Origin of the sequence: Dysgonomonas mossii DSM 22836 (genome assembly GCF_000213575.1) — a bacterium.
Classification (GTDB): Bacteria; Bacteroidota; Bacteroidia; order Bacteroidales; family Dysgonomonadaceae; genus Dysgonomonas; species Dysgonomonas mossii.
This window is the reverse complement of the sequence record NZ_GL892028.1, coordinates 1-659: the sequence shown is the minus strand read 5'-3', so window position 1 is coordinate 659 and position 659 is coordinate 1. Positions and strand designations below refer to the sequence as shown.

General features: G+C 32.9%; 1 protein-coding gene and 1 pseudogene. Both read right to left on the bottom strand.

The genetic code is table 11. From position 1 onward, the window contains the following. Window positions 1-270 (bottom strand): annotated as a pseudogene (locus tag HMPREF9456_RS17525) (hypothetical protein); the annotation flags it as partial. Beyond that, the coding region (locus tag HMPREF9456_RS16910) for a hypothetical protein (protein WP_006844791.1) at window positions 230-659 on the bottom strand (430 nt) is incomplete at its 5' end. The gene HMPREF9456_RS16910 and the pseudogene HMPREF9456_RS17525, both read right to left, overlap by 41 nt.

Sequence of the window (659 nt, the reverse complement as noted above, 5' to 3'; positions counted from 1 at the left end):
TTGTTTTATCTTCATATAATTTTCAACCTCCATACAATCAGAGGTTTCGAATATATCATTCTCTTGACATTTAGAATGAATAAGGCTACCATATTCAGCAGCCTTATTTAATATATGTTCCGGAATGTTACTATACTTGTCTGGAAATAGCATCTTTGAGATGATGCCTGTTATGCCTTGAAGCTGTTTTCCTTCTTTAGTTATATAGCAATGATTATTCTCAAAGAAATCAACTTGCTGGTTGTAATTTAGGTAATTTTGATTTTGCATTTGTTAGAGCGTTTTTAAATTTTTGATTACGTTGATAATTTGGGTATGAAGTCCAAATATCCTTTAATGATTCTTGGCTATCCGCTTTGTTTATCATTTCGAATATAATATCTGATGGTTCGTCAGTCTTTTGAGTAGCTTTAGGGTCTTGTTTAGGTTCAGTGTCTTTTGGTGTATCATATTTTGTCCTATCATTGCTAAAATAAATATCAGCACCAACACCGAGAGCCTTAGCAGCTACAGATATAGCATCAGTTAAAGCCATTTTATAACATTCGTCGGATACTTGATAACCATTCTTATTTTTAGATACAAATGTATTACCGCCTGTGCCTTGTATCGGCTTACTCCATTCTTCGCCAATTTTGATGAAAAGATTTATGTTTACG